The sequence below is a fragment of the Tuberibacillus sp. Marseille-P3662 genome (assembly GCF_900178005.1).
Classification (GTDB): Bacteria; Bacillota; Bacilli; order Bacillales; family Sporolactobacillaceae; genus Marseille-P3662.
This window is the reverse complement of sequence record NZ_FXBS01000005.1, coordinates 38,700-64,580: the sequence shown is the minus strand read 5'-3', so window position 1 is coordinate 64,580 and position 25,881 is coordinate 38,700. Positions and strand designations below refer to the sequence as shown.

The window sequence follows — 25,881 nt, the reverse complement described above, 5'->3', positions numbered from 1 at the left end:
TAATGGATTGGACTTATTTAATACCCGCTTCTTATTTGGTGCTGATGTTAATTATTGGTTTTGTTATTTCTAAAAGACAGCAGTCACGTTCAGATTTTTATGTTGCGTCAAATAAAATGAACTCGGGTATTTTGTTTGCAACGATTTTTTCAACTGTCGTTGGAGCAAATACGTATATGGGGTTCAGCGGGCAAGTCTATAACTTTGGATTTTCAAGGACATGGATGCTGGTAGCGGCAGGTTCCGCATATTTTTTGCTATTTTTTATAGTTGGCAAAATCAGAAAAATCGCACAAAAACATGAAGTCTTTACCCTACCTGATTTAATGGAATTAAGATATTCTAAATCTGTAGCATTATGGACAACGGTTTTCTCACTTATTGGATTAATTGGAGGTGCTGGAGGCAGTATTCTTGGGATTGGAACAATTCTTCATTCAACCATTGGCATAAATATTAATACAGCTATTTTAGTAACCTCAGTGGTAACGATTGTTTATACTGCATTTGGCGGATTGATGGGGGTTGCTTGGACGGACTGGGTTCAATCCATTATTATGGTTGGCGGATTAATTCTTGTTATCATTTTCGGATTGCAGGCTCTTGACCCAGAAACGAACATGGTCCATTCAGTGACTCATGCAGCTGGAGCGTTACAAGATGCCCTCGGTTCCCACACGCTCAATTTCTTGGAAGGGGCTACCTTCTTTATGGTCATTGGCTGGTGGTTGACGTTTTTGCCTCTTAATACCATATCACAAACGCAAATCCAACGAGTCTATGCGGCCAAGAATGAAAAAATTATTCAACGTATTAGTTTGTTAATGATTATATTTGTTGGCTTATTCATGAGTTTCAGTTTGGCGCTTGTAGGTATATTAGGAAGTTCACTTATGCCGCAATTGGATAACCCTGAGGCTGTTTTTCCGATGTTAGCCCTTCAAGTCATCAATCCATGGATTGGGATGGTCATTGTAACCGGCATTATAGGAGCGGCAATGTCAACTGTGGATTCTAATCTTCTTGGAGCATCGATCCACGTGTCACGTGATCTCTATGAGCGATATAAGAAAGGAAAAAGTGAAACAATTAATGAAAAAACAGGTATTAATTTATCGCGATTATCAATTGTTGTGATTGGTGGTATGGGCACGATAGCCGCCATTCTTACGCCTTCCATCATGCAGTTGCTTTTAGGTACGATGCATATTTTTGCCGGGGCTACTTTTATTCCTGTATTGGCGGGGATTTATTGGAAGAGAGCCAATTCGAATGGGGCCATGTCCGGAATTCTTTCTGGAGGAATTGTAACTATTATTGGTGAAATCATGCAATGGCCACATACAGTTATTATTGGCATTGTATTCTCTCTTGCCGGTGTGATTATAGGTAGTTTAGTTACAAAAATGGAGCCGGAAAAGGCAACGCTATTCCAGTTCAAAACGATGACCCAGCGGGATTATCCCTTTTTCGTCGCCATCTGTCTGTTCTTTGCGTTGTTTCTGATTGGACTGACTCAACTTGCATTATGGCCAATCCTCATTACTTTAGCAGTTATTGGGTTAACAATTGGTTTAATTCTTATGGCGGTCTATGCCTTGCCGGATAGAAAAGGTTGATAAACGTAATATTTTGGTTTTTTGCCAACCCTAAAATGGTTAAAGTAGTATATTCTCAAGCTTAATAAAACGAACCAACATGCGTTTGCCTTTTCTGAAGGTTTACTTACCACTAAGCTACTTGTAGGAAAAGGGAGCTCATTTTTGGATTATATTTTTAGGTTTGTAATTACTAACCAAGCTAATCAGGTTGATATTTTAAGTCCATTTTAGTTTGAATTTTTTAATTTATTTTAGTTAGATACACAAATGGTTCATTTGGCTTTAAGTTATTTATTCAAAAATGATGGGTTGTCCGAATCGGCACTATGCTGTCTTTTCTTGTCGTTCTATGTTGAATTTAAACACATTTCCCCGGAAATAATCGAAGGTTATTCTTTATTTTCGGAAGGGTTCTCATAGCTTGTGAAGAAAGTGTTATATGAATCATTTCTGAGGAGGGATTTTGTGGTACAAACGTTACAAATCAATGAGCGTCTGGAGAAATTCCTAGTAGGCACGAAAAAGTTGTATATCAATGGTCAATGGGTCGAATCGGCAACAGGGAAGAGTTTTGACACGTTAAATCCAGCAACAGGGGAAGTCCTTGCTACTGTGAGTGAAGCGGGTGAAGAAGATGTTGATCGTGCGGTAAAAGCAGCGAGAAAGGCATTTGATGACGGCCCATGGTCAAAAATGAGTGCTGCCTCAAGAAGTCGATTGATTTATAAGTTAGCGGATCTCATGGAAAAACATCAAGAAGAGCTGGCTCAGCTTGATACACTAGATAACGGAAAGCCCATCAGTGAAACATCGGCGGCAGATGTGCCGTTAGCTATTGAACATTTTCGTTACTATGCGGGTTGGTCAACGAAAATAGTTGGTCAAACCATCCCCGTTAATGGTCCATATTTTAATTACACGAGACATGAACCAGTTGGCGTCGTCGGTCAAATCATTCCTTGGAACTTCCCGCTGTTAATGGCGGCTTGGAAACTAGGTGCGGCGCTGGCGACGGGATGTACCATTATTTTGAAACCGGCGGAACAAACCCCGCTTTCAGCGCTTTATCTCGCTCAGCTGGCTGAAGAAGCTGGATTTCCGGAAGGCGTTTTGAATGTGATTCCTGGATTTGGCGAGACGGCGGGATCCCCGCTTGTTAAGCACCCTGAAGTTAATAAGATTGCTTTCACAGGATCGACGGAAATTGGTCAATATATCATGTCAGAAGCTTCAAATACACTTAAGCGCGTAACATTAGAATTAGGTGGTAAATCACCAAATATCATTTTACCAGATGCTGATATGACGAAAGCCGTTCCTGGAGCAGTGTCTGGCATTATGTTTAACCAAGGACAAGTCTGCTCGGCGGGATCGAGAGTGTTTATCCAAAAGAAATCGTTTGATAACGTTGTTGCTGATTTGGTTGATTACTCTAAAAATATAAAACAGGGACAAGGACTGCATCCCGATACGCAAATGGGTCCTCTTGTATCAAAAGAACAGCAAAACCGTGTGCTGAATTACATTAATAAAGGTCAAGATGAAGGGGCGGAACTTTTAACGGGCGGTCAGCATTCCGATCAAGGTTATTTTGTTGAACCCACCGTCTTTGCGGATGTGGGTGATGATATGTCAATTGCCAAAGAAGAAATTTTCGGCCCAGTGGTTACGGCTATGCCGTTTGAAGACTTAGATGAAGTCGTCGGTCGGGCTAACAACTCTGAGTACGGTTTGGCAGCTGGACTTTGGACAGAAAATGTCCGTTCTGCCCACTATGTGGCCAGCAAACTTAAGGCTGGAACAGTATGGGTTAACTGCTATAATGTATTCGATGCTGCGGCGCCATTCGGTGGCTTTAAGTCATCAGGTATGGGTCGTGAAATGGGATCTTATGCCTTAAACAACTATACCGAAGTTAAAGATGTTTGGATTAACATGAATTAATTCATGTTGAATAACAATGCATCAATGAACATAATCTAAGCGTACCCCAAAGTGAAAGGTGGATGAAGGCGATTGGTCGATCGAGGGGAAAAACAGTATCCGGTTCAAAATGAAAATTCCATTCAACCGAGAGCTAAAGCTGAATTTTCATCCAAACGTGCCAATGGTACAACAAGAACTCGTCCGCAAGAGCGCATGTACTTGTCGAACCAAGTCAGAAACCACCATCATGAGTAAAGGGGTGACAACTCTTGGGTAAAGGTAAATCCAAAGCCTTCGCTGAACAATTTAAATCACCAAGAGCTAATCCGAAAAGGGCCTCTAACCAGGTTAATGGTGAAACGGCGCCAACTCAGCAAGATAAAATCATGGCGATTTACACACAGACACGTGTACCGTTTAAATAGGCCTTTAAGAACAGGGGAGCTGAGTTTGACTCGGCTTCCCTTTTCTACATATTCGTGATATCATAGTTAAAATATTTAACATTCACATTGAAACAAGGTAATATGAAGATGTATGAGTGAAACTTTTTTATCATACATTCGTACAAGATATATATAACGATAAAAAATCATGATTTTGAAAGGAAGGTCATTGATGAATACATTTGAAATGGCGCCTGAACAGGCACGCGGGCACAGTCCTTATTCAAAACTGTTTGGTGCCTTCTTCATGGCGTTTTTGGTCGCGGCCTTGGGTATGTACTTGGGACAATATCTCCCAGTTGGTATGTATTTGCCATTAGCCATTCTTGAGATTGGCTTAATCATTGCAATGATTTTTGCCCGAAAGCGCAAGTCTATGAGTTACGGACTTATGTACGCTTTTATGCTGGTTTCAGGAGCAACTTTATATTTTGTTGTGGCACAATATGCCAGCTATTATGGCGCTGGTTTGGTTTTCAGAGCAGCAGGAGCAACAACTATTGCTTTTGGTGGTATTGCGATTTATTCGCTTGTTAGCAAACGGGATTTCCGCTTCTTGGGAAGCTTTCTTATGGTCGGCACCTTTGCCATCATCGGTATGATGATTTTACAGATCTTTTTTCCAATTACGCAAACCGCTCAATTGATTATGTATGGTTTTGGTATCTTGCTTTTCGTAGGTTGGACGCTTTATGATTTCAGCCGCTTAACGAACCAGGGTTTCACTGAAAAAGAAATTCCGATGATTGTGGTCGCGATTTATTTAGACCTGATCAACTTGTTCCTATTCATTCTCCGATTCATGGGGATTCTGTCAGAAGACTAATACAAGAGATCTGTTGACCCGTTTTCGAACGGGTCTTTTTTAATGCTTTTTGTTGGTTGGTAATGTAGGTTATAATAAGTAAGATTGTGTTGAAATGGATCGAAGGAGGGGAAAATATGTCACAGCGTGTGATTCAGGTTGATGAGCGACCGTCCTTAAAGGAAACAGTTCCTTTAAGTCTGCAGCACTTATTCGCAATGTTCGGTTCCACTGTCTTGGTTCCGGTGTTATTTCATGTGGATCCAGCGACCATTTTACTTATGAACGGCATAGGTACGCTTTTATATTTACTTATTACTAAAGGGAAGATTCCGGCTTACTTGGGATCGAGCTTTGCCTTTATTTCACCTGTTTCGGTTGTGCTTTCGGGCGGAGGTTATGCTGAGGCTCTAGGAGGATTCATCGCGGTTGGTGTCATTTTAATGATTGTGGCGTGGGTCGTAAAAATGGCAGGGACGAGTTGGATTGATGTTGTCTTTCCACCTGCGGCAATGGGGGCTATTGTAGCTGTCATTGGTTTGGAACTTGTTCCAACGGCTGCTGAGATGGCTGGTATTATTCCGCCAGCAGGAGCTAGCGCTGATTGGCAAGCGGACCCGACAGCAGTGACCGTATCTCTTTTAACGCTTGGGATTACGATTGTTGGCTGGGTGACGTTCCGTGGTTTTCTTAAAATCATACCCATTCTGATCGGCATTATTTGTGGTTATATTATTGCTTACATTGCTGGACTTACATCCTTAGGAACGACAGTCGGACAAGCTGAATGGCTGACACTGCCAACGGTTTATACTCCGGAATTTAGCTGGCATAGCATCCTGATTATTTTACCAGCGGCACTTGTTGTCATTCCTGAACATATTGGCCATTTAGCTGTGACGGGTAATATTGTTAAAAAGGACTTAACAAAAGATCCGGGACTATCGCGCTCATTGTTTGGTAATGGAATATCAACGTTTATTTCCGGATTTGCTGGGTCAACACCGAATACAACATATGGGGAAAATATAGGGGTCTTGGCCATATCAAAGGTTTATTCGACATGGGTTATTGGTGGTGCTGCCATATGTGCGGTTATTTTATCATTTGTTGGAAAACTATCAGCCTTAATTTCTGCCATTCCCGACCCTGTCATGGGCGGTATTTCTTTACTCCTGTTTGGTGTGATTGCCTCATCGGGTATCCGGATGTTAGTGGAATCTCAAGTGGATTATGATAAACCTCAGAACTTAATCTTAACCTGTATTGTTCTTGTTGTTGGCATTAGTGGAGCATCTGTTAACATTGGGTCAGTTGAATTAACTGGAATGGGCTTGGCAACCATTGTGGCCATCATCTTAAGTGTTCTATTCAAACTCTTTGATGTGTTAAAAGTATCGAATGAATAAAGGTCTTAATAGGGTTGCACAAATCATGTGCGGCTCTATTTATTTTTTTAAAGGGAAAAACAAGGCTGGACGCGAATGATTATATTATAGGATAGGCAGAAAAAGACAACGGTCGACATGTTTCACGTGAAACAATCTTCACATATAGGGTGATTAAGGGTGAAAAAGAAATTGGGGGTACTGGTCATTGTCTTAATTGGATTTATTATATATATACAATTAGATCAATATCAAGATACCCATTTTAAAGTTGATGAACAGACGTTTAATGTTAAAGACGATATGCAGCAAGTGATGGCCCCGTATTATAAGGTCAGACCTAATTTAAAGCAGGCCGATCGTTATAACATTGTTAATGATGTTAATAAGGAAATTCGCTTAACTAACCAACGCCGCACATTGACGATAGATAAAGTTTATCTAGGTCCCAATTCTTTTTTTATGCTGTATCATTTTAATCTTCTTAAAACAGATAAAAAACTTAAAGCTATCCCTAAATTAAAAGTGGATAAAATTAAGTATCATCTCAAAAATGGGGAAACATTAGACGTGATGTTTGATCAATCCATTGATATGTCTGAAAATGGTCAATCTGATATCGAGGAACCAACGACTTATCAACACAAGGTTTACAAAGGGTTAATGGGTCAGGTTGATTTAAATTTGAATGATTTAATGGAAAATACCACTAATCAACCGGATGTGAGTTATAGTGATTATATCAAACGGATGAAAGCAGGTTTTAATCAGGTTAAGAATATTACTTTAGTTGATCCTGTTATTAAAAACAAAGACAAGAACGACTCGTTAGATGACTTGAAATTGGATGCGGATTATAATGTGGATAAATGGCTGATTCAAAAGCGTGATATTCACCAACAAATCAACATTGCCTCAGGCATCGATGTTAAAATTAAAAAATGGGTGCACAATTATAACCAAAGTTATTTCACCTATTCATTAACGGATGATAGTAACCAGTTATCAAGAGTCATGCTTAAAGTGAACACAGACAGTAGTGAAAGGGCACGGCAGTATCCAGTTGTTCCGCAACAGGATGGACAAATACCGTTGTTTCATCAAGGGCCACTAGGGACGATCTCTTTTAAACCAGTCAGCTACTTTATGAAGTCAGAAAAAGCGTTTAGCGGTTCGCTTACGAAAAAACAACTGAAGAAAATATCATCTGGTGCTGAGATTGATGTGGTTGATAAAGAATTATTTAAGATCAGTGTTAAGAAAGCTAAAACACCCCAAGCCGAGTTGTCGGTCAAATTTGACTATACAAAGGGAGAGACTTTGAAAGCGGCTGATAGCAACGTGTATATAGGTGGCCTTATGGCTTACCCTCAATATCAAAATAATAAACAGCAACATGAATCAGGGTCATTTAGCCATATTGGACAAAATCAGACTGTTCTTGATCTTAAAGATGCTAATGGAGAAAGAGTAACCTCATATGTAATCACACAAACATCGAGTAATGGGTATGATATTGATTTGCTTGATAAGGACCCATTGAAAAAGTTAAATGGCCTTAAATTAAGGTTTATTAACATGTTAATCAAAAAAGGACTTCCGGATGCTAAAACTGTTAATATTTCAACTGAACAATTAAAGGACTGACAAACTGATGACCGACTACGATTTTTTTATGGATAAGGCAATTGAAGAGGCGAAACGTGCTGAAGCAGTGGAGGAAGTCCCAATTGGTTCGGTTATCGTCAAGGATAGCAAAGTACTGGCCTCTGGATATAATTTACGGGAGTCGACTCAGCAGCCGACGGCTCATGCCGAATTGTTAGCTATTGAGAAAGCAAGTCAGCGATTGGGCACTTGGCGGCTAGAAGACTGTGATCTTTATGTCACCTTAGAGCCATGTCCGATGTGCGCAGGGGCCATTTTGCAGTCTCGCGTGGGGCGGGTTATATTTGGTGCATCAGACCCCAAGGCAGGTTGTTGCGGCACCTTAATGAATTTACCAGAAGATGGTCGTTTTAACCATGTGACTGAGGTCATTTCGGGCGTGAAGGCAAGTGAATGCGCTGGGCTTTTAACAAGTTTTTTTAAGAAACTTAGGGAAAGAAACAGTTAGCCTTTTAAAAATGCTTGTCTCCGTTAGTCTGGTATGTTAAGATGATTGATGTCACGTTGATGACTTGCATGGAACTAATGCAAGTAACCGTTGATATGACGGTGTTATACGGAGGCGTACCCAAGTTGGCTGAAGGGGGCTGACTCGAAATCAGCTAGGGCGTTCACGCGTCGCGGGGGTTCGAATCCTCTCGCCTCCGCCATTTTTACACAAGGCATCTATAATTTACCAGTTGCTTTGATGTAATAAGATGGGTTATACTGAAGAATGCGCCATTGAGCGCACCTAACAATGTTATCAAAATTGCCGTGCTAGGCGGGGAGGTAGCGGTGCCCTGTACTCGCAATCCGCTATAGCGAGGTTGAATGCCTTCCCAAGGCCTTGTGTTTGCGGGGTCTGCCTTGAGTAAGTGGTGTTGACACCTGGGTCCTGCGCAATGGGAACCTACGAACCCTGTCAGATCCGGAAGGAAGCAGCAGTAAGTGGGATCTTCCATGTGCCGCGGGGCTGCCCGGGTCGAGCCAACTGCTCATGAAGCGCCCGTGAATGCAGGGTCGACGGAAGGGCACGGCATTGAATACATAATATAACAACCGCTGGCATGCTTTGCCAGCGGTTTTTTATGCTTGAAGATGTTAAAGGTTTTGAATTCAATATTTGATATAGGTATAATGGGAATTAACAGACGATTGATGGAGGGGTAAGCATGGGGTACCAAGCCTTATACAGAATGTTTCGTCCGCAAACATTTGCAGATATGGCCGGTCAAGAGGCAATTACGCAAACATTGCAGCATGCGCTTCTTCGTGAGAAATTTTCCCACGCTTACCTTTTCAGCGGCCCTAGAGGGACAGGCAAAACCAGCGCCGCTAAATTGTTTGCGAAAGCTGTCAATTGTGAACAGGCACCGGTGGCCGAACCGTGTAATGAATGCGATGCTTGTCGAAGTATAACCAACGGTGACTTATCTGATGTTATCGAAATGGACGCAGCATCAAATAATGGTGTTGATGAGATTCGTGACATTCGTGAAACCGTTAAATATACTCCAAGTGTTGTCAGATACAAAGTCTACATCATAGACGAAGTGCATATGCTGTCACCAGGTGCGTTTAATGCCTTGTTAAAAACTTTAGAAGAGCCACCTAAGCATGTTATCTTTATTTTAGCCACAACGGAACCGCATAAAATTCCGTTGACAATCATATCACGTTGCCAACGGTTTGATTTTAAACGCGTTTCGATTGAAGCAATTGTTGATCGTCTCAAACACGTTTCTGATGAACAGAGTATTGATGTTGAAGACCAATCGTTACAATTAATAGCTCAAGCGTGTGAAGGCGGTATGCGTGATGCTCTAAGCATTCTTGATCAAGTGGTTGCTTTTAGTGAAAATAAGGTGACGGTCGCCGATGTTCGGTCGGTGACAGGGATGGTTTCTCAAGAGTTGCTGGCTAATGTTGTTGAATCCATTCGAGATGGTGAAACACCAACAGCTATACAGGCTGTTAACCGTTTAGTGGCGGATGGTAAGGATCCTGAACGTTTTATTGAAGATTTAATTTTTTATTACAGGGATATTTTATTGTATCAATCAGCCCCGGAAATGTCTGAGTTATTGACACGTACGGGTGCGGATGATCGATTTAAAGAAGTGGCAACAACGGTTAAGGCACAAGAGATTTACCAGATCATTCATCGTTTGAATGATACCCAACAAGAAATGAAGTGGACCAATCATAGCCGAGTATTTTTAGAGATCGCCATGGTAAAACTGTGCCAATCACAAACGGAATCCCGTCCTGTTGCGGAGTCATCCTCTCCGGATGTTGAAGCCTTGCAAACAAAAGTGCAGCAACTAGAATCAAAAATTGAACACTTACAAGATCGACCTGTAACCGCTCAAGATCAGCGGCCGTCTCAAAGCCGGTCAACTTCTCGGCAAACAGGTCGTAAGAATGATAAAGGTTATAATGTTCGTTCTGGTCACCTAAAAGAAGTCCTCAATCAGGCGTCTAAGCAACAGCTAAAAGATCTCAGGTCTAATTGGGCTGATATCATGGAGCGAGTAAGGAAAACCAACGTTGCTGCTCATGCTTGGTTGTTAGAAAGTAAGCCTGTCGCGAGCTCTGATCATGCCTTTTTGCAAGCTTTTAAGTATGACTTTCACTGTCAAATGGTAGCTGAAAATAAGAATGATGTTTTGGATATGGTTGAGGCAATTGTTCAAGAGATCACGGGACAAGGGAAGAAAATGTATCCTGTTCCGGCTGAACAGTGGGAACAAACCAAACAAAATTATATTGAAGAAAAGGAATCAAAAAAAGAGGGCCAACAACCTGATCAATCAAGGGATACTGAAAACCAAAGTGTGGAACAAGACAACCGTGACCCCGTAATTGCTGAGGCAGAAAAATTGGTTGGGTCTGACTTACTGGAAATAAAAGATTAAATTTTAAGGAGGTTTTCATATGCGTGGAGGCAATATGAATAACATGGCGAAACAAATGCAAAAGATGCAGAAGAAAATGGAAAAGGCTCAAGAAGAATTAAAGGATGAAACTGTCGAAGGGTCCGCTGGTGGCGGTGTTGTAACTGTCCAAGCCAACGGACATAAAGAAGTGACCAATATTACAATCAAAGAAGAAGCTGTTGATCCTGATGATGTTGATATGCTGCAGGATTTGGTATTAACGGCCGTTAATGAAGCGCTAAAAAGTGCTGATGAATTATCCAATGAGCGAATGGGTCAATTCACAAAAGGGCTGAATATTCCGGGCTTCTAGGAGGCAGCTTAGATGCAATACCCTGAACCGATTGCAAAATTAATTGATAGTTTTATGAAATTGCCAGGCATTGGGCCGAAAACAGCGGTACGTCTGGCTTTTTTCGTTGTTGATATGAATGAAGATGATGTCATGGAATTTGGGCGTTCACTGGTTAATGTCAAACGACAACTTGTCTATTGTTCGGTGTGTCAGAATATTACTGATAAAGATCCGTGTCACATTTGCGGTGATACTCATCGTGATCGCTCAACCATTTGTGTTGTTCAAGAACCGAAAGACGTAACAGTCATGGAGAAAATGAGGGAATATACGGGTCAATATCATGTCTTACATGGGGCTATTTCCCCTGTCGATGGCATTGGCCCCGAGGATATTAAGGTTAGCGAATTAATTAAAAGATTGGAAGATGAAGGGGTTAAAGAGATTATATTGGCCACTAATCCGACGATAGAAGGAGAAGCAACAGCTATGTATATTTCCAAACTGGTTAAACCAATAGGTGTTAAGACCTCACGAATTGCTCACGGTCTCCCTGTTGGTGGCGATTTGGAATATGCGGATGAAGTCACATTATCAAAAGCTCTTGAGGGACGCCGAGATTTGTAGATAGGTGGGATATGGGTGTTGTTTCGTAAGAAGGGGAGAATCCGTGAACAACTTAATGATCAGTTGCTCCATACATTGAATGATTGTAAAGAGCAATGGTATCAACAAAAACATTTAATTGACCGAAGCATCGATCCCTCACAAGAAGTGATTTGCCAATTAAAGATGGCTGAATTAAAATATTTGTTTTTATTAAAAGAAGCTAAACGTCATAAAATCACATTAAAATAGCATATTAAAGTTCTAAAAAAGACAAGCCTCCCATATATTTTTACAAAAACGGGGAGGTTTTTTATAATGGATCCGGTTGTCGTTATTTCAATTATTGTTAGTTTGGTAGCAATTTTACTATTGGTCGGTGCTCCTTTTAAACCATTTCGATATATAGGCAAACTGGCTGTGAAATTAATGATTGGCGCCTTGCTGTTATTCTTGCTAAATACTTTTGGAACTCATATAGGGATTCATGTTCCTATTAATGCGATTACCACTGGGATAGCAGGGGTACTAGGGATTCCTGGTATTGCGGCAATGGTAGTGATTAAATACAGCATTTTGGTTTGAGGAAAAAATTAGATGCAACTAACCCCTTGTTAAAGTGGCTATATGTGTTACAATATTAATTGTGCTTGCGACAGAGCCGCGAGCTAAAGGCAAAGCATCATAGACTTTGAAACAAGCTATTGACAACAGTTTAATTAAATGGCATTATATTATATGCTGCTTTTTGAGGAAAAATCCATTTAAACAAAAGTTGTTGACATCATAGCTGATACTTACTATAATATGAAGGTCGCTTTGATGAGCAACGACATGAGCGAATCGATAGATTGCTCTTTGAAAACTAAACAAAAACTCAAGCGCTGTTTGGAAGGAACCTCTTTTCAAACATAGCCAAGGGTCAAACGCAACAACTTTTATGGAGAGTTTGATCCTGGCTCAGGACGAACGCTGGCGGCGTGCCTAATACATGCAAGTCGAGCGCGAGATATTCTATGATTTCTTCGGAGTGATTAGGATGGATCGAGCGGCGGACGGGTGAGTAACACGTGGGTAACCTGCCTGTAAGCTCGGAATAACCCCGGGAAACCGGAGCTAATGCCGAATGTGATCATCGCACCGCATGGTGCGATGAATAAAGACGGCTTTGTCGTCACTTACAGAGGGGCCCGCGGCGCATTAGCTTGTTGGTGAGGTTAAAGCTTACCAAGGCGACGATGCGTAGCCGACCTGAGAGGGTGATCGGCCACACTGGGACTGAGACACGGCCCAGACTCCTACGGGAGGCAGCAGTAGGGAATCATCCGCAATGGACGAAAGTCTGACGGTGCAACGCCGCGTGAGTGATGAAGGTCTTCGGATCGTAAAGCTCTGTTGTCAGCGAAGAACAGGTGCCATAGGTAATGATGGCGCTTTGACGGTATCTGACCAGAAAGCCCCGGCTAACTACGTGCCAGCAGCCGCGGTAATACGTAGGGGGCAAGCGTTGTCCGGAATTATTGGGCGTAAAGCGCGCGCAGGCGGCTTCTTAAGTCTGATGTGAAAGCCCGTGGCTCAACCACGGAGGGGCATTGGAAACTGGGGGGCTTGAGTACAGGAGAGGAGAGCGGAATTCCACGTGTAGCGGTGAAATGCGTAGAGATGTGGAGGAACACCAGTGGCGAAAGCGGCTCTCTGGCCTGTAACTGACGCTGAGGCGCGAAAGCGTGGGGAGCGAACAGGATTAGATACCCTGGTAGTCCACGCCGTAAACGATGAGTGCTAGGTGTTAGGGGGGTCCAACCCCTTAGTGCTGAAGTTAACACATTAAGCACTCCGCCTGGGGAGTACGACCGCAAGGTTGAAACTCAAAGGAATTGACGGGGGCCCGCACAAGCAGTGGAGCATGTGGTTTAATTCGAAGCAACGCGAAGAACCTTACCAGGTCTTGACATCCTCTGACAACCCTAGAGATAGGGCGTTCCCCTTCGGGGGACAGAGTGACAGGTGGTGCATGGTTGTCGTCAGCTCGTGTCGTGAGATGTTGGGTTAAGTCCCGCAACGAGCGCAACCCCTAATCTTAGTTGCCAGCATTCAGTTGGGCACTCTAAGGTGACTGCCGGTGACAAACCGGAGGAAGGTGGGGATGACGTCAAATCATCATGCCCCTTATGACCTGGGCAACACACGTGCTACAATGGGCGGCACAACGGGCAGCGAAACCGCGAGGTTCAGCGAATCCCTTAAAGCCGCTCTCAGTTCGGATTGTAGGCTGCAACTCGCCTGCATGAAGCCGGAATTGCTAGTAATCGCGGATCAGCATGCCGCGGTGAATCCGTTCCCGGGCCTTGTACACACCGCCCGTCACACCACGAGAGTCCGCAACACCCGAAGTCGGCTCCGGCCGCCGAAGGTGGGGCGAATGATTGGGGTGAAGTCGTAACAAGGTAGCCGTATCGGAAGGTGCGGCTGGATCACCTCCTTTCTAAGGATATAAGAACGATACATGGACTCGCGTTTGCGAGCCTGAACCTACCGACAGATTGTCGGTGATGATCCTTGACTATGCTTCAGCGCTTGATGAGTTTTGTTTGGTTTTGAGAGAGGAATCTCTCAAGTTGTGCCTTGAGAACTGGATAACGAAGGTAGAAACAAAGCATCTCATAGGTTAAGCTATGAAGAGCGCACGGTGGATGCCTTGGCACTAGGAGCCGATGAAGGACGGGACGAACACCGATATGCTCCGGTAAGCTGTAAGTAGGCTTTGACCCGGAGATTTCCGAATGGGGCAACCCGCGACCCTGAACGGGTCGTATTCATATCTGAATTCATAGGGTATGAAAGGCACACCTGGGGAACTGAAACATCTTAGTACCCAGAGGAAGAGAAAGCAAACGCGATTCCCTGAGTAGTGGCGAGCGAAACGGGACCAGCCCAAACCAAGAGCGAGTCTCTTGGGGTTGTAGGACACACCATCACGTGGCAACGGTATAGATGAATCGGCTTGGAACAGCCAGCCAAAGAAGGTAATAGCCCTGTAATCGACATGCCGGATGACACGGGTGTGGATCCTGAGTACGGCGGGACACGAGAAACCCCGTCGGAAGCTGGGAGGACCATCTCCCAAGGCTGAATACTCCCTAGTGACCGATAGTGAACCAGTACCGTGAGGGAAAGGTGAAAAGCACCCCGGAAGGGGAGTGAAAGAGAACCTGAAACCGTGTGCTTACAAGTAGTCGTAGTCCCCTTCGGGGGGATGACGGCGTACCTTTTGTAGAATGGACCGGCGAGTTGCGATCACAAGCAAGGTTAAGCTGAAGAGGCGGAGCCGCAGCGAAAGCGAGTCTGAACAGGGCGTATGAGTTTGTGGTTGCAGACCCGAAACCGATGTGATCTACCCATGGCCAGGGTGAAGTCCAGGTAACACTGGATGGAGGCCCGAACCCACGTATGTTGAAAAATGCGGGGATGAGCGGTGGGTAGCGGTGAAATTCCAATCGAACTCGGAGATAGCTGGTTCTCCCCGAAATAGCTTTAGGGCTAGCCTCGAGGGAAGAGTCTTGGAGGTAGAGCACTGATTGAGTGCGGGGTCCTCACCGGATTACCAAATTCAGTCAAACTCCGAATGCCAAAGACTTAGCCTCGGGAGTCAGGCTGCGAGTGATAAGATCCGTAGCCGAGAGGGAAACAGCCCAGACCACCAGCTAAGGTCCCTAAGTATACGTTAAGTGGCAAAGGATGTGGCGTTGCCCAGACAACCAGGATGTTGGCTTAGAAGCAGCCATCATTGAAAGAGTGCGTAATAGCTCACTGGTCGAGTGGCGCTGCGCCGAAAATGTAACGGGGCTAAACGTATCACCGAAGCTGTGGATGACGTTGTCATGGTAGGGGAGCGTTCTAAGGGCATTGAAGTCAGACCGGAAGGTCTGTTGGAGCGCTTAGAAGTGAGAATGCCGGTATGAGTAGCGAAAAGAAGGGTGAGAATCCCTTCCGTCGAAAGCCTAAGGGTTCCTGAGGAAGGTTCGTCCGCTCAGGGTTAGTCGGGGCCTAAGCTGAGGCCGCAAGGCGTAGGCGATGGACAACAGGTTGAAATTCCTGTACCACCTGCCGCCGTCCGAGTGACGGGGGGACGCAGGAAGGCAAGGCCAGCGCACGGATGGAAGCGTGCGTTCAAGCCGTAAGGCTGATGGTGAGGCAAATCCCGCCATCTTATAGTCAAGCGGTGATGAGGAGGGAATTTAAGTACCGAAGGGCCTGTACCTACACTGCCAAGAAAAGCCTCTAGCGAGGCGGTAGGTGCCCGTACCCAGAACCAACACAGGTAGGCGAGGAGAGCATCCTAAGACGCTCGGGAGAACTCTCGTTAAGGAACTCGGCAAAATGACCCCGTAACTTTGGGAGAAGGGGTGCTCGTCCGGGTGATGAGCCTGGATGAGCCGCAGTGAAAAGATCCAAGCGACTGTTTACCAAAAACACAGGTCTCTGCTAAACCGAAAGGTGACGTATAGGGGCTGACACCTGCCCGGTGCTGGAAGGTTAAGAGGAGCTGTTATCCCTTTCGGGAGAAGCAGCGAATCGAAGCCCCAGTAAACGGCGGCCGTAACTATAACGGTCCTAAGGTAGCGAAATTCCTTGTCGGGTAAGTTCCGACCCGCACGAAAGGTGCAACGACTTGGATACTGTCTCAACGAGAGACCCGGTGAAATTATAGTACCTGTGAAGATGCAGGTTACCCGCGACAGGACGGAAAGACCCCATGGAGCTTTACTGTAGCTTGATATTGGGTATCGGTATCGTTTGTACAGGATAGGTAGGAGCCAGAGAAACCGGAGCGCCAGCTTCGGTGGAGGCACTGGTGGGATACTACCCTGACGATTCGGATATCCTAACCTAGAACCGTGATCCGGTTCGGAGACAGTGTCAGGTGGGCAGTTTGACTGGGGCGGTCGCCTCCTAAAAGGTAACGGAGGCGCCCAAAGGTTCCCTCAGAATGGTTGGAAATCATTCGTAGAGTGCAAAGGCATAAGGGAGCTTGACTGCGAGACCTACAAGTCGAGCAGGGACGAAAGTCGGGCTTAGTGATCCGGTGGCACCGCATGGAAGGGCCATCGCTCAACGGATAAAAGCTACCCTGGGGATAACAGGCTTATCTCCCCCAAGAGTCCACATCGACGGGGAGGTTTGGCACCTCGATGTCGGCTTATCGCATCCTGGGGCTGAAGTTGGTCCCAAGGGTTGGGCTGTTCGCCCATTAAAGCGGTACACGAGCTGGGTTCAGAACGTCGTGAGACAGTTCGGTCCCTATCCGTCGCGGGCGCAGGAAATCTGAGAGGCGCTGTCCTTAGTACGAGAGGACCGGGATGGACACACCGCTGGTGTACCAGTTGTTCCGCCAGGAGCACAGCTGGGTAGCTAAGTGTGGCCGGGATAAGTGCTGAAAGCATCTAAGCATGAAGCCCCCCTCAAGATGAGATTTCCCATGGCGTTAGGCCAGTAAGACCCCTTAGAGATGATGAGGTTGATAGGTCCGGTGTGGACGCGTGGTGACACGTGGAGCTGACGGATACTAATCGGTCGAGGGCTTATCCTAATTGAGATGCGTTTCTACTTTCGTTTCTAGTTCTGAAGGCGCAAGCCTTTAATTACATAGCATGTTTGTTTGTATAAGCGAGGATGTTATAGTGGTCAAAAGGATGTTCAGCTAAGAACGTCACGTCCTGTGACAACACTGAACTGACTCACATCCTGTGAGCCCGGTGGTGATGGCGAAGAGGTCACACCCGTTCCCATCCCGAACACGGTCGTTAAGCTCTTCAGCGCCGATGGTAATTGGGGCTTTGCCCCTGTGAGAGTAGGACGCCGCCAGGCAAAATAATGTTAAGGGGTTGTTCCATTTTGGGACAACCCTTTTTTTATATGATCGATGATCATCGACTTTTGTTACTTAGTTCTAAGAAAGCCGCCTTTTCCTCCCCTTTTTGCTCCTTACTTTTACTGAAATGTTCCCTAACTTAAATTTTCTTCATGTTGCATGAGGCTCGCGGATTACCCGTGAAAAGCGAGCAATCTTTTCACTACAACAATATAGTGAAAAGGCAACAAAGTATATGAAAAACAGCCTTTGTTAATGAAAATATGCTTCTAATCAGTTATTTTATGATACATAGATCGTAATATAAGGCAGATCATGGAGGCAATGTCACTCCCACAATCAGAATTGATGTACCGATTCTTGGAAGTCGCGCATTGATGGAAGCTTATCGAGTTCCAGTTTCAAGTATTATGTTTTTAGTAATAAATGATCACTGTACAGGCACTCTCATTGATGTTTAGGCATATAAATAATAATAAATTGCTCATTGTTATGAATATATTTTCAAAGAATTGGGCAATATGCTACTGGAGGTGACCGATGATGGCGATGATAGAGAATCAATCGGCGCAAGAATCTTGTATCGTGTGTGAACGAACAGATCGTGTTGGTATCCATATTTGTAATCAACTCATTTGTGATGAATGCCAAAGAGAAATCGTTTCTACAGATGTTGATGATGACCAATATAAGTATTTTGTGCAACGACTAGCAAAACTTGAAGTGAAACGAGACAATGTTATAGAAACAGTGGGTAGCAGATGCCATTAGGACGTCTGCTTTTTTCTTTTGTGAATGTATATGAATGATGTGATAAAATAAAACTATGAAAATATCCAGTGATGATCATCATAGTCAAAAGGACGCACCATTATTTCAAGCATTAAAAAGGTTTAGTTCACAACAACCGATCTCCTTCCACGTACCTGGACATAAGAACGGTAACGTATTTCCTGATATAGGAAGAGGCTATTTTAAAGAACTTTTACCGATAGATGTAACTGAACTTCAAGGATTAGATGATTTACATCAGCCAGAAGGCATTATTGCTGATGCCATGACCTTGCTCAAAGATTTTTACAATACACACAAGAGTTATTTCCTAGTGAATGGAACGACAGTTGGTAATCTGGCGATGATTATGGCTTTATGTGAACATGGATCTCAAGTGCTTGTCCAGCGTGATAGTCATAAGTCCATATTTCAGGCATTAAAATTAGCTAACCTAGATCCTGTCTTTATGCCTCCAATTGTTGATAAAGACCTGGATTTGCCCACGGGTGTTGATAGTGACCAAGCCATACAATGGATTCAAGATTATCCTGATGCTCAAGCAATCATATTGACGACACCTAATTACTTTGGTTTTTCAAGAGATTATACAAAGCTATTTACCTATGCTCGACAAGCGGGCCTTTATATTTTGGTAGATGAAGCTCACGGTGCTCACTATAAGGCAAGTTCAGCCCTTCCTTTGTCGGCATTGGATATGGGAGCTGATGTCGTGGTGCAATCGGCACATAAGACACTACCGGCCATGACGATGGGGTCCTACTTGCATATAAATAGTACCAATATTCCAGTTGGTAATATTGAAACCTATTTGAGTATGTTACAATCATCAAGCCCCTCTTACCCGATTATGGCATCGCTTGATTTAGCACGATATTACGTTGCTAACATTACTGACAATGAGATAAGCGAGATGCTTAACAATATTGAGCTGTTTAAGCAGCGTCTTAATAGCATAAAGAATATTCAATTGCTAGGGGTTTCCGATACAGTCATTGCAACAGATCCTCTGAAAGTCCTTATGAGCTATCAGGGCTGTTCAGGGACACATCTGCAAAAAGTATTGGAGAGTTATCATATCTATACGGAAATGGCCGGAGAGGATTATGTCGTACTTGTCTTCCCCCTTAGCCCGTTTAATAGTGATCAAGTGATGGCTTCCATTCAAAGCGCCTGTGATGATATTAAGCAAAATCATGCTTTATATCAATCTCAATATCAAGAAAAAATGGATGATAAACCTAGAAGATTAGCGTTATCATATCATTCACAGGAACAGACAACCACTCATTTAGTGTCGTTGGATGATGCTGTTGGTCAAATCGCGGCTGAGACGATTATCCCTTATCCGCCGGGTGTTCCCATGGTTTTACAAGGAGAAAGGATTAGTCAAACCACCATTTTTAAAATTAACCAATTAATTCAACAAAATAGATATTTTCAAGACAATAAGAATATTGCCCATGGTGTGATTAACGTCTATAACATGGATTATAAAGGGGAATGAATGTGAAAGGATTATTCATTACGTTTGAAGGACCGGATGGCTCCGGCAAGTCGACACAAATTAAATATTTAAAGCAATACATTGAATCGCAAAATCTATCATATTTATCAACAAGAGAACCGGGGGGAACCACGATTAGTGATGCGATCAGAACGGTACTCTTGAATCCGGACCATACCTCTTTAACGAATGAAACGGAAATATTGCTATATGCCGCTTCCCGGGCGCAGCATGTTGAAGAATGTATCAAACCGGCACTTGACGCTGGTAAAATTGTGATTTGCGACCGGTTTGTTGATGCATCCGTTGCCTACCAAGGTTATGGTCTTGGAGTTCCGGTCACAAGGATAAAAGAAATTAATGCCTTTGCTGCTAAAGGATTAATCCCTGACCGAACTTATCTCATTGATATTTCCCCTGAAGAAGGTAGAACGCGTATGGAAGCCAGGGATGATAGGGAATATGAGATGTCCTTAGACCGAATTGAACAAAGAAAACTTGAATATCATAAGAGAGTGAGAGAAGGATTTCATCACATTTATAGAGAAGACTCAAACAGAATTTGTTGGGTCAATGGTCATCAGCCGTCCGACATGATTTTTGAGGAAATTAGAACTGATTTTCAAAATTATATTCAGTCTTATAAAAAAATTTAAAAGGTGTGAGTCCACTATGAAGCTTGTAATGGCTGTTGTGCAGGATAAGGATAGTCACCGTTTGTCTTCGGCTCTTGTTGACGCCAATTTTAAAGCGACAAAATTAGCGTCAACAGGAGGATTTCTAAGGTCAGGTAATACCACCTTTATGATTGGTACATCTGAAGAACACTTTGATGACCTTATGGATGTTATTAAGGAAAATTGTGAAAGCAGGGAGCAGATGGTTGCTCCGGTATCTCCGATGGGCGGGAATGCAGACTCATATATTCCTCACCCTGTTGAAGTTGAAGTCGGCGGTGCCACAGTATTTGTCTTGTCTGTTGATGACTTCAAACAATTTTAACGAAAATAGGAGCCAATTATGGATGTTAAAATACAGAAAGACCGTCGCCCTTTAACTGAGAATAAGTCGAAGCCTGGGAGCACGAGTACGGTGACAATGGCTCAAACATTTGAAGATGTGATGAAAACTAATATTCAAGCGCGACATACAGCCTCCTTAGATGGCATGATTGCTGATATAGAACAGCAAGGGCGCCGGTTATCACGTTCACGGACGATTCGTGATTTACAAATATATAAACAATTGATTCATCGTTTTATACAAAATATCGTTGATTCAGGTCTGACCGTTGAAAGCACTCGAGCATGGCATCATGCAAGCGGACAGATGCAAACGTTAATCAAGCAAATCAATGAACACCTTGTGCTGCTTACCGATCAAGTATTCCAACATGAGGCATCATCTATAGATATGCTTGATAAAATGGATGAAATCAAGGGGATGCTTATTAATTTATATCAATGAAAGTGTGATGATAACCCATGGGTTGGCAAGCTATTTCAGATAAGCAGCCGGTAGCCGCGAGAATTTTAATGAATGGAATCCGGAATGATCAGCTGGCTCACGCCTACCTTTTTGAAGGGGTTCGTGGAACGGGGAAGAAACAGACGGCTTTAATGTTGGCACAAGCCTTTTTTTGCTCAGAGACAGAAGGGGTTCATCCATGTGGTTACTGTCGGGATTGTAAACGGATTGAAAGCGGAAATCATCCCGATTGTATGACTGTTTCTCCAGAGGGACGATCCATCAAAAAAGAGGCCATTTCTGAGCTTATTAAGGAATTTGCTTACAAGGGTATGGAATCAAAAAAACGAGTGTTTGTTATTGAGGCAGCTGATCGTATGACGACCCAGGCAGCCAATAGTTTATTGAAATTTATAGAGGAACCACAATCACAAACCATAGCCATTTTACTAACGGAAAATCAACATTATTTGTTAGACACGATCGTTTCAAGATGTCAAATTCTACAGTTTTCATCCATTCCAAATTCCGTTATCAATACCATGCTTACACAAGAGGATATTGGAGAGTCATTAGCAAGACTGGCCGCTGCCATGACTAATGATGTCCATGATGCTAGGGAACTTTGCCATGATGAATGGTTTGCAGAGGCGCGAACAGTCGTGCTACACTTAATGGAAGAGCTGATGACTCGTCCCAAACATGTGATGATGGTGGTGTATGAGACATTCACTGACCACTTTGGTAACGCTGAGAAAGCTCATATAGGATTGGATATGATCCTCCTATGGTATCAAGATGTATTAAACATTCAAACCGAACAATCCGACTATTTGGTGTTTCAAGATAAATCCGATTTGCTCAGCCGCCTGGCACTGCAAATACCTTTAACAAAGACAGCCGAATCAATGTCAGTCATTTTAGAGGCTAAAAAACGGTTGGATGCTAATGTGAATCCGTTGCAAGTATCTGAACAACTCGTTTTTCGACTCCAAGGGGGGCTTGGAACCTATGTATAGTGTTGTCGGTATTCGATTTAAAAAGGCCGGAAAAATTTATTATTTTGATCCGGGCGAATTCGAAATATCTAAGGAAACCAACGTTGTTGTGGAAACGACCCGAGGCGTGGAATATGGCTATGTGGTTATACCGAATAAAGAAGTTGACGAACAAGATGTTGTGCTTCCGCTGCGCAAAGTGATACGGGAAGCGACGGATCGTGATAGTGAACAAATGGTTCAAAATCAAGCTGACGCAACTGAAGCATTAGATGTCTGTGCGAAGAAAATCAATGAGCATCAATTAAATATGAAATTAGTTGATGCTGAGTATACGTTCGACCGAAATAAAATCATTTTCTATTTTACGGCGGACGGACGTGTCGATTTCCGTGACCTGGTTAAAGATTTGGCAGCAATTTTCCGGACACGAATCGAACTTCGCCAAATTGGTGTTCGAGATGAAGCAAAAATGTTAGGCGGTATTGGTCCGTGTGGACGAATGCTTTGTTGTTCGACCTTTTTAGGTGACTTTGAACCGGTGTCGATTAAAATGGCAAAAGACCAGAATTTATCACTTAATCCTACTAAGATATCAGGTGTCTGCGGTCGATTAATGTGTTGTCTAAAATATGAAAATGACCAATATGAAACGGCAAAACAAGAATTGCCTGACATTGGTGATACAATTCAAATTGAACATGGCCAAGGTCATGTTGTCGGTTTGAACCTGTTGGAACGTTTGATTCAAATTGAATTGAATGAATCAGGAAAAGTGATTGAGTACTCTATGAATGAACTTATAGATGAAGGTGCACTATCGTCTTAAGCCACTAAGCATTGAGGTGGATGAAACTTGGAAAAAAAGGATATTTTTTCACAAGTCATACGATTAGAAGAGCAAATCGGGAGTTTGCATCAGGAACTTGGTGACTTGAAAGCTCAATTAGCTGAAGTATTGGAAGAACGCCAACATTTAAAAATTGAGAACCGCAATTTAAGGCGGCATATTGACCAAAAGCAAGAAGAAGATGTAGATCAGGGCGTCAGTAGTAATGAAGGTAAAGTGCAGTACGCAGCAAAGCCTGCAGTGGGTGAAGGATACGATAATTTAGCACGTATTTATCAAGAGGGTTTTCATATCTGTAACTTACATTACGGAAGCATTCGTAAAGAAGGCGATTGCTTATTTTGTTTATCCTTCTTAAATAAACGATAGCTCTTCCTTTTAGGAAGGGCTTTTTTTACACTTATAGTCTAAGATATTCTCCGAAAAGGTGAGATGATGGTTCAGTTAGAAGCAGATGAACGGGTTGACTACTTATTTAATAGCCCGATGAAAATTATACAAAGTGATGATATATTTTCATTTTCTTTGGATGCGGTGCTTTTGTCTAAATTTGTATATGTCCCGATTAAGCGTGGACATATACTTGATCTATGTACAGGTAATGGAGCAATTGCTTTATTATTAACGGAGCGAACGAATGCTCAAATTACCGGTATTGAGATTCAAGAGCGTCTTCAATCGATGGCAGAGCGGAGCATTAAGATGAATCAGCTTGAACACCAAGTTAACTCAATCCATGCTGATGTCAACGATGCCGTTAAACAACTCATCCCCCACAGCTATGACATTGTCACATGTAATCCGCCATATTTTCCTTATAAGGCTGATTCGGACCGGAATACGAAACGTCATTTGGAGTTGGCTCGACACGAAGTTGCTGTGACCTTAGAAGAGATTGTGTCGATTAGTAGTCAACTTGTCAAAGGCAAAGGGAAAGTGGCCTTTGTGCATCGACCTGAACGACTTTTGGATATCATGAGTGTCATGAGGCGAGAAGGTATCGAACCCAAACGGTTGCAATTCATTTATCCAAAGCAAGGTAAGCAGGCTAATATCATGCTGATTGAAGGCATTAAGGACGGCAATCCAGGATTAAATCTATTACCCCCGTTATTTGTGTATAATGAACAAGGTCAATATACCAAGGAGTTGCTTAACTATCGTTATGAAAAGTAAACATTATATCTATATTATAGAGTGCCATGATGGCACGTTCTATACAGGCTATACCAATCGGTTAGAAAGACGGATTCAAGCGCATAATGAAGGACGAGCCGCCAAATATACACGGGGGAGAACGCCGGTGACTCTCAGGTATTACGAAACATTCACGAGCAAAACGGAAGCAATGAAGCGGGAGTATGCGATCAAACAATTGACCAAACTTGAGAAAGAACAGCTGATCAGAAGGGTTGACGACCATGTGGATTCAAAACAGTTATCACAATGACAGGTCACCAGGAGTGCTATATCTTGTTCCCACACCCATTGGCAATCTTGAGGATATCACTTACCGGGCGTTAAATATTTTGCAGACAGTAAAATTTGTGGCTGCTGAAGATACAAGACAAACGCTAAAGCTTTTCAGGCACTTTCAAATTGAGCAGAGACTTGAGAGCTATCACGAACATAATAAGCACAAAAAAGGGGAGCAACTATTGCAAAGGCTCTTGACAGGTGATTCTTTAGCTTTGGTTACGGATGCTGGACTTCCCGCGGTTTCTGATCCGGGTGAAGATCTTGTCAAATTGTGTGTTCAAAACGAAATTCCTGTGATTCCCCTTCCTGGTGCTAATGCGGCTTTACCAGGATTAATTGCCTCGGGCCTTTCGACAGAGCATTTTACCTTCTATGGATTTCTGCCTAGAAAGAAGAAGGAACGTCGGGCAGAGCTCGAGCAAATGACGACCTTCACATATACCTTTATTGTGTATGAATCGCCTTATCGTCTTAAAACGACATTAAAGGATTTATATGAGTATTTGGGTGACCGGGATGCAGCCGTTGTCAGAGAGTTAACGAAAAGATATGAAACATTTATTCGTGGAACGCTGAGTGAGCTAGCAGGCTGGGCTGAACAGCAAGAAGAAATTAAAGGTGAGTGTATGGTAATGGTTGCGGGCGGATCGACCCATCCCGCCGAATCCCAAGATGACCAATGGTGGGTCTCGTTAAGCCTTGAAAACCATGTGCTTCATTATGTCCAAATCAAGGGCATGAGTCAAAAGGACGCAATCAAGACCGTGGCTTTAGAACGCGGTTTGCCGAAACGTGATGTTTATAATACTTATCATAAAAATTAAGTCCCTGCCATATATGGCAGGGACTTAAAACATTGCTGTTAGAACCACTCGAGGTTCTGTTCTGCTATTTGCTTAAATGACCTTCAAGCTCTTTAAGCAATTGTTCTGCACCTTCACGGCTTAATACAAGGTTACCGCCTGCAAGTGTCAGATTATCATCAGAGACCTCACCGGTAATTTGGCAGGTCATGCTTGGCTTGTACTTTTTCAAAACAATTCGCTCATCGTCGACATAGATTTCTAGAGCGTCTTTGACATCAATGCCAAGCGTTCTGCGTAGTTCGATCGGTATCACGACACGACCAAGTTCATCGACTTTCCTTACAATCCCTGTGGATTTCATAGTATTACTCCTCCCCCAGACTTCTCCATCATGATTCGACATAAAAGTCACCTTTATCGTACCAGTGTTTCCCAAACCCGTCAATGATTTTCA

Annotated in this window: 25 protein-coding genes, 1 tRNA gene, 3 rRNA genes and 1 other RNA gene; 29 read left to right on the top strand and 1 reads right to left on the bottom strand. The window is 43.3% G+C overall.

Translation table 11 applies throughout. The features are described 5' to 3' along the window. Window positions 1-2 precede the first annotated feature (2 nt). The 29 genes from B9Y89_RS06405 to rsmI all read left to right on the top strand — a co-directional run bounded on the left by B9Y89_RS06405 (window position 3) and on the right by rsmI (window position 25,445). Window positions 3-1,619, top strand: coding sequence for a sodium:solute symporter family protein (locus tag B9Y89_RS06405; protein ID WP_085522412.1), 1,617 nt, complete (start codon window positions 3-5; stop codon window positions 1,617-1,619). A 447-nt stretch (window positions 1,620-2,066) separates the two neighbouring features. Beyond that, window positions 2,067-3,545 carry an aldehyde dehydrogenase family protein gene (locus tag B9Y89_RS06400; protein WP_085522411.1) on the top strand — a complete coding sequence of 493 codons (1,479 nt, stop codon included), beginning with the start codon at window positions 2,067-2,069 and terminating at the stop codon, window positions 3,543-3,545. A gap of 72 nt (window positions 3,546-3,617) precedes the next feature. Beyond that, window positions 3,618-3,782 carry a small acid-soluble spore protein K gene (sspK, locus tag B9Y89_RS06395; RefSeq protein WP_085522410.1) on the top strand — a complete coding sequence of 55 codons (165 nt, stop codon included), beginning with the start codon at window positions 3,618-3,620 and terminating at the stop codon, window positions 3,780-3,782. A 14-nt stretch (window positions 3,783-3,796) separates the two neighbouring features. Then, window positions 3,797-3,952, top strand: a complete 156-nt coding sequence (locus B9Y89_RS06390; protein WP_085522409.1) for a YpzG family protein — start codon at window positions 3,797-3,799, stop codon at window positions 3,950-3,952. Window positions 3,953-4,145: 193 nt separating this feature from the next. Next, complete coding sequence (locus B9Y89_RS06385) at window positions 4,146-4,799, top strand: Bax inhibitor-1/YccA family protein (protein WP_085522408.1); 654 nt, start codon at window positions 4,146-4,148, stop codon at window positions 4,797-4,799. A 116-nt stretch (window positions 4,800-4,915) separates the two neighbouring features. Beyond that, window positions 4,916-6,187, top strand: a complete 1,272-nt coding sequence (gene uraA / locus B9Y89_RS06380) for a uracil permease (protein ID WP_085522407.1) — start codon at window positions 4,916-4,918, stop codon at window positions 6,185-6,187. Window positions 6,188-6,346: 159 nt separating this feature from the next. Continuing rightward, the gene (locus B9Y89_RS06375; protein ID WP_085522406.1) at window positions 6,347-7,813 is read left to right on the top strand and encodes a hypothetical protein; all 1,467 of its coding nucleotides are present in this window, start codon (window positions 6,347-6,349) and stop codon (window positions 7,811-7,813) included. Window positions 7,814-7,820: 7 nt separating this feature from the next. Next, on the top strand, window positions 7,821-8,282 hold the full coding sequence (gene tadA / locus B9Y89_RS06370) for a tRNA adenosine(34) deaminase TadA (RefSeq protein WP_085522405.1): 462 nt from the start codon (window positions 7,821-7,823) through the stop codon (window positions 8,280-8,282). A 110-nt stretch (window positions 8,283-8,392) separates the two neighbouring features. Then, window positions 8,393-8,484: transfer RNA gene (locus B9Y89_RS06365), tRNA-Ser, on the top strand. Between the two features lie 104 nt (window positions 8,485-8,588). Then, window positions 8,589-8,853: signal recognition particle sRNA large type (gene ffs / locus B9Y89_RS06360), an RNA gene on the top strand. 135 nt (window positions 8,854-8,988) lie between these two features. Beyond that, on the top strand, window positions 8,989-10,734 hold the full coding sequence (dnaX, locus tag B9Y89_RS06355) for a DNA polymerase III subunit gamma/tau (protein ID WP_085522404.1): 1,746 nt from the start codon (window positions 8,989-8,991) through the stop codon (window positions 10,732-10,734). A gap of 19 nt (window positions 10,735-10,753) precedes the next feature. Continuing rightward, window positions 10,754-11,068, top strand: coding sequence for a YbaB/EbfC family nucleoid-associated protein (locus B9Y89_RS06350; protein WP_085522403.1), 315 nt, complete (start codon window positions 10,754-10,756; stop codon window positions 11,066-11,068). Window positions 11,069-11,080: 12 nt separating this feature from the next. After that, the gene (recR, locus tag B9Y89_RS06345) at window positions 11,081-11,677 is read left to right on the top strand and encodes a recombination mediator RecR (protein ID WP_085522402.1); all 597 of its coding nucleotides are present in this window, start codon (window positions 11,081-11,083) and stop codon (window positions 11,675-11,677) included. Window positions 11,678-11,692: 15 nt separating this feature from the next. Beyond that, complete coding sequence (locus B9Y89_RS06340; protein ID WP_085522401.1) at window positions 11,693-11,908, top strand: YaaL family protein; 216 nt, start codon at window positions 11,693-11,695, stop codon at window positions 11,906-11,908. 66 nt (window positions 11,909-11,974) lie between these two features. Then, entirely contained in the window at window positions 11,975-12,241 is a 267-nt protein-coding gene (locus tag B9Y89_RS06335) for a pro-sigmaK processing inhibitor BofA family protein (RefSeq protein WP_085522400.1), read from the top strand. Between the two features lie 352 nt (window positions 12,242-12,593). Beyond that, window positions 12,594-14,141 (top strand): 16S ribosomal RNA (locus tag B9Y89_RS06330). A gap of 181 nt (window positions 14,142-14,322) precedes the next feature. Further along, window positions 14,323-17,246: ribosomal RNA gene (locus B9Y89_RS06325) — 23S ribosomal RNA — on the top strand. A gap of 162 nt (window positions 17,247-17,408) precedes the next feature. Beyond that, window positions 17,409-17,524: ribosomal RNA gene (gene rrf / locus B9Y89_RS06320) — 5S ribosomal RNA — on the top strand. Together the 16S, 23S and 5S rRNA genes form the textbook arrangement of a ribosomal RNA operon. Window positions 17,525-18,068: 544 nt before the next feature. Then, the gene (locus tag B9Y89_RS06315) at window positions 18,069-18,299 is read left to right on the top strand and encodes a sigma factor G inhibitor Gin (protein ID WP_085522399.1); all 231 of its coding nucleotides are present in this window, start codon (window positions 18,069-18,071) and stop codon (window positions 18,297-18,299) included. A 55-nt stretch (window positions 18,300-18,354) separates the two neighbouring features. After that, window positions 18,355-19,827, top strand: coding sequence for an aminotransferase class I/II-fold pyridoxal phosphate-dependent enzyme (locus B9Y89_RS18990; protein WP_085522398.1), 1,473 nt, complete (start codon window positions 18,355-18,357; stop codon window positions 19,825-19,827). Continuing rightward, the gene (tmk, locus tag B9Y89_RS06305) at window positions 19,824-20,483 is read left to right on the top strand and encodes a dTMP kinase (RefSeq protein WP_085522397.1); all 660 of its coding nucleotides are present in this window, start codon (window positions 19,824-19,826) and stop codon (window positions 20,481-20,483) included. Before B9Y89_RS18990 ends, tmk begins: the two co-directional genes overlap by 4 nt. Window positions 20,484-20,499: 16 nt before the next feature. After that, a complete protein-coding gene (locus tag B9Y89_RS06300; RefSeq protein WP_085522396.1) occupies window positions 20,500-20,829 on the top strand; it encodes a cyclic-di-AMP receptor in 330 nt (109 codons plus the stop codon). Between the two features lie 18 nt (window positions 20,830-20,847). Continuing rightward, window positions 20,848-21,294: a YaaR family protein gene (locus B9Y89_RS06295; RefSeq protein ID WP_085522395.1), complete on the top strand. Its 447-nt coding sequence runs from the start codon at window positions 20,848-20,850 to the stop codon at window positions 21,292-21,294. A 17-nt stretch (window positions 21,295-21,311) separates the two neighbouring features. After that, window positions 21,312-22,313: a DNA polymerase III subunit delta' gene (gene holB / locus B9Y89_RS06290; RefSeq protein WP_085522394.1), complete on the top strand. Its 1,002-nt coding sequence runs from the start codon at window positions 21,312-21,314 to the stop codon at window positions 22,311-22,313. Further along, window positions 22,306-23,121: a PSP1 domain-containing protein gene (locus B9Y89_RS06285; RefSeq protein ID WP_085522393.1), complete on the top strand. Its 816-nt coding sequence runs from the start codon at window positions 22,306-22,308 to the stop codon at window positions 23,119-23,121. The genes holB and B9Y89_RS06285 overlap by 8 nt, the downstream gene beginning before the upstream one ends. A gap of 27 nt (window positions 23,122-23,148) precedes the next feature. After that, on the top strand, window positions 23,149-23,511 hold the full coding sequence (yabA, locus tag B9Y89_RS06280; protein WP_085522392.1) for a DNA replication initiation control protein YabA: 363 nt from the start codon (window positions 23,149-23,151) through the stop codon (window positions 23,509-23,511). A 66-nt stretch (window positions 23,512-23,577) separates the two neighbouring features. Continuing rightward, entirely contained in the window at window positions 23,578-24,318 is a 741-nt protein-coding gene (locus B9Y89_RS06275; protein ID WP_085522391.1) for a tRNA1(Val) (adenine(37)-N6)-methyltransferase, read from the top strand. Next, window positions 24,308-24,592, top strand: coding sequence for a GIY-YIG nuclease family protein (locus tag B9Y89_RS06270; RefSeq protein WP_085522390.1), 285 nt, complete (start codon window positions 24,308-24,310; stop codon window positions 24,590-24,592). Before B9Y89_RS06275 ends, B9Y89_RS06270 begins: the two co-directional genes overlap by 11 nt. Further along, window positions 24,564-25,445, top strand: coding sequence for a 16S rRNA (cytidine(1402)-2'-O)-methyltransferase (rsmI, locus tag B9Y89_RS06265; protein ID WP_085522389.1), 882 nt, complete (start codon window positions 24,564-24,566; stop codon window positions 25,443-25,445). Before B9Y89_RS06270 ends, rsmI begins: the two co-directional genes overlap by 29 nt. Before the next feature lie 64 nt (window positions 25,446-25,509). On the opposite strand, the gene B9Y89_RS06260 is transcribed toward rsmI, so the two are convergent. Continuing rightward, on the bottom strand, window positions 25,510-25,788 hold the full coding sequence (locus tag B9Y89_RS06260; protein WP_085522388.1) for an AbrB/MazE/SpoVT family DNA-binding domain-containing protein: 279 nt from the start codon (window positions 25,786-25,788) through the stop codon (window positions 25,510-25,512). Window positions 25,789-25,881: the final 93 nt, after the last annotated feature.

What these genes read in the sequence shown, in the direction of transcription:
- holB (WP_085522394.1), top strand. Translation starts at nt 21,312, where the DNA reads ATGGGTTGGCAAGCTATTTCAGATAAGCAGCCGGTAGCCGCGAGAATT.
- B9Y89_RS06385 (WP_085522408.1), top strand. Translation starts at nt 4,146, where the DNA reads ATGAATACATTTGAAATGGCGCCTGAACAGGCACGCGGGCACAGTCCT.
- rsmI (WP_085522389.1), top strand. Translation starts at nt 24,564, where the DNA reads ATGTGGATTCAAAACAGTTATCACAATGACAGGTCACCAGGAGTGCTA.
- B9Y89_RS06300 (WP_085522396.1), top strand. Translation starts at nt 20,500, where the DNA reads ATGAAGCTTGTAATGGCTGTTGTGCAGGATAAGGATAGTCACCGTTTG.
- uraA (WP_085522407.1), top strand. Translation starts at nt 4,916, where the DNA reads ATGTCACAGCGTGTGATTCAGGTTGATGAGCGACCGTCCTTAAAGGAA.
- B9Y89_RS06285 (WP_085522393.1), top strand. Translation starts at nt 22,306, where the DNA reads ATGTATAGTGTTGTCGGTATTCGATTTAAAAAGGCCGGAAAAATTTAT.
- tmk (WP_085522397.1), top strand. Translation starts at nt 19,824, where the DNA reads ATGAATGTGAAAGGATTATTCATTACGTTTGAAGGACCGGATGGCTCC.
- B9Y89_RS06350 (WP_085522403.1), top strand. Translation starts at nt 10,754, where the DNA reads ATGCGTGGAGGCAATATGAATAACATGGCGAAACAAATGCAAAAGATG.
- B9Y89_RS06295 (WP_085522395.1), top strand. Translation starts at nt 20,848, where the DNA reads ATGGATGTTAAAATACAGAAAGACCGTCGCCCTTTAACTGAGAATAAG.
- B9Y89_RS06260 (WP_085522388.1), bottom strand. Translation starts at nt 25,788, where the DNA reads ATGAAATCCACAGGGATTGTAAGGAAAGTCGATGAACTTGGTCGTGTC.
- B9Y89_RS06275 (WP_085522391.1), top strand. Translation starts at nt 23,578, where the DNA reads ATGGTTCAGTTAGAAGCAGATGAACGGGTTGACTACTTATTTAATAGC.
- B9Y89_RS06335 (WP_085522400.1), top strand. Translation starts at nt 11,975, where the DNA reads ATGGATCCGGTTGTCGTTATTTCAATTATTGTTAGTTTGGTAGCAATT.
- dnaX (WP_085522404.1), top strand. Translation starts at nt 8,989, where the DNA reads ATGGGGTACCAAGCCTTATACAGAATGTTTCGTCCGCAAACATTTGCA.
- tadA (WP_085522405.1), top strand. Translation starts at nt 7,821, where the DNA reads ATGACCGACTACGATTTTTTTATGGATAAGGCAATTGAAGAGGCGAAA.
- B9Y89_RS06405 (WP_085522412.1), top strand. Translation starts at nt 3, where the DNA reads ATGGATTGGACTTATTTAATACCCGCTTCTTATTTGGTGCTGATGTTA.
- recR (WP_085522402.1), top strand. Translation starts at nt 11,081, where the DNA reads ATGCAATACCCTGAACCGATTGCAAAATTAATTGATAGTTTTATGAAA.
- B9Y89_RS06315 (WP_085522399.1), top strand. Translation starts at nt 18,069, where the DNA reads ATGATGGCGATGATAGAGAATCAATCGGCGCAAGAATCTTGTATCGTG.
- B9Y89_RS06270 (WP_085522390.1), top strand. Translation starts at nt 24,308, where the DNA reads ATGAAAAGTAAACATTATATCTATATTATAGAGTGCCATGATGGCACG.
- B9Y89_RS18990 (WP_085522398.1), top strand. Translation starts at nt 18,355, where the DNA reads ATGAAAATATCCAGTGATGATCATCATAGTCAAAAGGACGCACCATTA.